The organism is Paenibacillus sp. FSL R5-0490 (assembly GCF_001956215.1).
Lineage (GTDB): Bacteria > Bacillota > Bacilli > Bacillales > Cytobacillaceae > Cytobacillus.
On sequence record NZ_MRTQ01000050.1, the window covers coordinates 1 to 4,671 of the forward strand.

At 44.0% G+C, this 4,671-nt stretch carries 4 protein-coding genes; 3 read left to right on the forward strand and 1 reads right to left on the reverse strand.

All coding sequences use genetic code 11. The features are described 5' to 3' along the window. Window positions 1-254: 254 nt before the first annotated feature. Both BK139_RS23285 and BK139_RS23290 read left to right on the forward strand, forming a co-directional pair. Entirely contained in the window at window positions 255-1,454 is a 1,200-nt protein-coding gene (locus tag BK139_RS23285; protein ID WP_076263568.1) for an ornithine--oxo-acid transaminase, read from the forward strand. A gap of 106 nt (window positions 1,455-1,560) precedes the next feature. Further along, window positions 1,561-2,847, forward strand: a complete 1,287-nt coding sequence (locus tag BK139_RS23290; protein ID WP_076263571.1) for a Glu/Leu/Phe/Val family dehydrogenase — start codon at window positions 1,561-1,563, stop codon at window positions 2,845-2,847. Window positions 2,848-2,915: 68 nt separating this feature from the next. On the opposite strand, the gene BK139_RS23295 is transcribed toward BK139_RS23290, so the two are convergent. After that, complete coding sequence (locus BK139_RS23295) at window positions 2,916-3,149, reverse strand: DUF378 domain-containing protein (protein ID WP_048012022.1); 234 nt, start codon at window positions 3,147-3,149, stop codon at window positions 2,916-2,918. A gap of 172 nt (window positions 3,150-3,321) precedes the next feature. Here BK139_RS23295 and BK139_RS23300 point away from each other — a divergent pair, with 172 nt between their 5' ends. Next, the gene (locus BK139_RS23300; RefSeq protein WP_076263574.1) at window positions 3,322-4,485 is read left to right on the forward strand and encodes an iron-containing alcohol dehydrogenase; all 1,164 of its coding nucleotides are present in this window, start codon (window positions 3,322-3,324) and stop codon (window positions 4,483-4,485) included. Window positions 4,486-4,671: the final 186 nt, after the last annotated feature.

Sequence of the window (4,671 nt, forward strand, 5' to 3'; positions counted from 1 at the left end):
GCGGCTGTACAGGTGCGATCGTTGGATACCAGCCATTCGGCGGATTCAACATGTCAGGAACAGACTCCAAAGCGGGCGGACCTGATTACATTCTTCTGCACATGCAGGCGAAGACTACTTCTGAAATGTATTAAAATCTGTAAAGCATGTATGGGATATTTAATATCCTGTACATGCAAAACCTTAAATAGTTTAAAGAAGAATAGCTTAACGTTACAATAGAAAGGACTATTCTGAAAAAGGAGGAATTTAAATTGACTGAAGCGACAAAATCAAAATCACTAATTGAACAAACTGAAAAATACGGTGCACATAACTATCATCCGCTGCCAATTGTTATTTCCAAAGCGGAAGGTGTTTGGGTGGAAGATCCTGAAGGCAATAAATATATGGATATGCTAAGTGCTTATTCGGCTGTAAACCAGGGGCACCGTCATCCAAAAATTATTCAGGCGCTGAAGGACCAGGCAGATCGTGTAACATTAACCTCACGTGCTTTCCATAACGATCAGCTTGGACCATGGTATGAAATGATCTGTGAACTGACAAAAAAAGAGATGGCACTCCCTATGAACACAGGAGCTGAAGCAGTCGAAACGGCAATCAAAGCGGCACGCCGCTGGGCTTATGACGTAAAAGGAGTTGCAGATAACCAGGCGGAGATCATTGCTTGTGTCGGAAACTTCCATGGCCGTACAATGACAGCGGTTTCCCTTTCTTCTGAAGAAGAATATAAGCGCGGATTCGGACCAATGCTTCCAGGCATTAAGCTGATCCCGTACGGAGACCTTGACGCTCTTAAAGAAGCAATCACTGAGAATACGGCAGCTTTCTTAATTGAGCCGATTCAAGGTGAAGCTGGAATTGTGATTCCTCCAGAAGGCTTCTTGAAAAAAGCATTTGAAACTTGCAAGGAGAACAATGTATTATTCATTGCAGATGAAATTCAGGCAGGCCTTGCGCGTTCCGGTAAAATGTTTGCCTGCGAATGGGAAGATGTAGATCCTGACATGTACATTTTAGGGAAAGCGCTTGGAGGAGGAGTATTCCCGATTTCGTGTGTGGTTGCGAATAAAGATGTTCTTGGGGTATTTAATCCAGGATCCCATGGTTCAACATTTGGAGGAAATCCAATGGCTTGTGCGGTTTCAGTTGCTTCCATGGACGTATTGGTTGAAGAGAAGCTTGCAGAGCGCTCGCTTAAGCTGGGTGAATATTTCATGGGCAAATTAAAAGAAATTAATAATCCTGTCATTAAAGAAGTGCGCGGCCGCGGCTTATTTATTGGTGTTGAGCTGAATGAGCCGGCACGCAAATATTGCGAAGAGCTTAAAGAACAAGGTTTGCTCTGTAAAGAAACGCATGACACGGTTATTCGCTTTGCCCCGCCTTTAGTCATTTCTGAAGAAGAGCTTGATTGGGCAATAGAAAGAATCAATAAAGTATTAAGCTAATACAAATGTAAGGACAGTTGGCCCCTGTATCTGAATTTGATGCAGGGCCTCCGGTTATGGAGTATTGTTGTAATTTTCCTAAATATTAAAATCAAGAGGTGCCATGATGGGAGCTGCAGAAGTAGCTGGGAAAGTATCTGAACAAAAAGTGGAAGAGTCTTTAAATTTATTTACTTCAACCCAAGTTGTGATCAAGGAAGCTTTGAACAAGCTCGGCTATGGGGATGAGATGTATGAGCTGCTGAAAGAGCCGCTGAGAATGCTCACAGTAAGAATTCCGATAAGGATGGATGACGGATCGATAAAAATTTTTACCGGCTACAGATCACAGCATAATGATGCGGTAGGACCGACAAAGGGCGGTGTACGTTTTCATCCTGAAGTAAATGAAGATGAAGTAAAAGCATTATCCATGTGGATGAGTTTAAAGTGCGGAATTGTGGATCTTCCTTATGGAGGAGGGAAAGGCGGCATTATTTGTGATCCCCGTTCCATGTCAATGGGGGAGCTGGAACGCTTAAGCCGAGGCTATGTTAGGGCAATCAGCCAGATCGTTGGCCCTACAAAAGATATACCTGCTCCGGATGTTTATACGAATTCACAGATCATGGCCTGGATGATGGATGAATACAGCCGCCTCCGTGAGTATGATTCACCCGGATTTATCACAGGCAAGCCTCTTGTTCTCGGCGGGTCACAAGGAAGGGAAAAGGCTACTGCACAAGGGGTAGTGATCTGCATCGAGGAAGCTGCGAAAAAGCGCGGCATTTCCATTGAAGGAGCACGTGTGGCTGTTCAGGGGTTTGGAAATGCAGGAAGCTTCCTGGCAAAATTCATGCATGATGCAGGCGCTAAAGTGGTCGCCATTTCAGATGCCTATGGTGCTCTATATGATCCGAATGGACTGGATATTGATTACCTTCTTGATAGGCGCGATAGCTTTGGAACGGTAACGACCCTTTTCGATAACACTTTGACAAACGAAGAATTGCTTGAACTTGATTGCGATATCCTGGTTCCTGCGGCTGTTTCCAATCAGATTACCGCTGCAAACGCTCATAATATTAAGGCTTCCATCATTGTAGAAGCAGCAAATGGCCCAACCACTCTTGAAGCTACAAAAATTATTTCAGACCGGGGAATCCTGCTTGTTCCTGATGTTTTAGCAAGCTCAGGCGGTGTAACCGTATCCTATTTCGAATGGGTGCAGAACAACCAGGGGTACTATTGGACTGAAGATGAAGTTACAGAAAAGCTTAAAAAAGTGCTTGTTCAGGCTTTCGATAATGTTTACCAGACTTCACAGCAGAGAAAGGTAAATATGCGTTTAGCCGCTTACATGGTCGGCGCAAGAAAAATGTCTGAAGCCTCCCGCTTCAGAGGCTGGGTTTAATCCGGTATATATATACTGATTCATTAAAAAAATCCTTGCACTCAACGTGCAAGGATTTTTTGCATATATTAGCGGGTTGGCCTAGTTTCAGGTTCTCTTTCCAGTTCTTCATTCGGTTTGAAGAGAAGGCCAAGGTTGATTAGGCCGGCGATGCCCACCAGGCCATATATGATTCTTGAAAGGGCTGAATCCTGGCCGCCAAAAATAGCTGCCACAAGATCAAATTGGAAAAATCCGATTAAACCCCAGTTTATAGCGCCAATAATTGTTAGAACCAGTGCAATACGCTGTATGCCACTCATGATGTTTCCTCCTTATAGTATAGGTTCACTATTATGTTGCTGCACGGAAATAAAAAATATTCATCTTAATATTCGTTAAGGGCCATAATGAAAAGGAGGCCGAATATCGAATCATACTTTTTGCAATAGCTTAAAATTTGAAAGATAATGATGGGGAAAAGGAGATGGTGATATGCAAAATTTTACCTTCTATAATCCGACAAAATTAATTTTTGGGAAAGATCAGCTGTCCCAATTGCAGACTGAAATCCCCCAGTACGGCAAGAAGGTACTTGTTGTATACGGCGGAGGAAGCATTAAGCGAAATGGTTTATATGATAAAGTGATGGCTGAGCTGTCTGAAATTGGTGCTGAAGTTTTTGAGTTGGCAGGGGTTGAGCCTAATCCAAGAATCTCTACGGTTCGAAAAGGTGTTGAAATCTGTAAAAATGAAGGCGTTGATTTCCTGCTGGCTGTTGGCGGCGGGAGTGTAATCGACTGCACCAAGGCTATAGCTGCCGGTGCTAAATATGATGGCGATGCCTGGGATCTGGTTATCAAGAAAGCATTTGCTGCAGAAGCTCTGCCATTTGGAACGGTTCTTACACTAGCTGCTACCGGTTCTGAAATGAATGCCGGATCTGTTATTACGAATTGGGAAACAAACGAAAAATACGGATGGGGAAGTCCTGTGACATTTCCTAAGTTTTCAATTCTTGATCCTGTTAATACGTTTTCAGTGCCAAGAAATCAAACGGTGTATGGAATTGTCGATATGATGTCCCATGTGCTGGAGCATTATTTCCATCTTGAAGAAAATACTGATTTTCAGGATCGCATGTGCGAATCGCTGCTGATTACCATAATGGAAGCAGCTCCTAAGCTTCTTGAAGACCTTGAAAGCTATGAGCATCGTGCAACCATATTATATTCAGGCACGATGGCGTTGAATGGAATCCTGAATATGGGCTATCGCGGTGACTGGGCAACGCATAATATTGAGCATGCCGTATCGGCTGTTTACGATATTCCTCATGGCGGCGGCCTTGCTATTCTGTTTCCGAACTGGATGAAGCATAATCTGAACGTGAAGCCTGAACGCTTTAAGCAGCTGGCTGTCCGTGTATTCAATGTGAATCCGGCAGGAAAAACGGATGAAGAGGCAGCACTTGAAGGAATCGAAAAGCTTCGTGAATTCTGGAACAGCATTGGGGCGCCTTCCCGCCTTGCTGATTATGACATCGATGACAGCAGGATCGAATTGATGGCAGACAAAGCGACGGTCAATGGTGAATTTGGCAATTTCGCAAAATTAAATCATGCTGACGTAGTTTCAATCTACCGTGCTTCTTTATAACATTCAGATTGGACTCTGCCAATGGGCGGGGTCCTTTTACATTTTCTCCCGGCGTTATTTATCGCAGTCTAACGGGCAGTAAGACTCTCACTTCAAGACTTAGAGGAATCAAAGGAGGATAAGTGGGGGTCAAACTGCCCGATCTAGCTGCGGCTCCTAGGGGCTCGAGGTCATAAGCCAATCAGC

Excerpts from the sequence above, each read along its gene's own strand:
- BK139_RS23290 (WP_076263571.1), top strand. The coding sequence starts at position 1,561 with ATGGGAGCTGCAGAAGTAGCTGGGAAAGTATCTGAACAAAAAGTGGAA.
- BK139_RS23295 (WP_048012022.1), bottom strand. The coding sequence starts at position 3,149 with ATGAGTGGCATACAGCGTATTGCACTGGTTCTAACAATTATTGGCGCT.
- BK139_RS23300 (WP_076263574.1), top strand. The coding sequence starts at position 3,322 with ATGCAAAATTTTACCTTCTATAATCCGACAAAATTAATTTTTGGGAAA.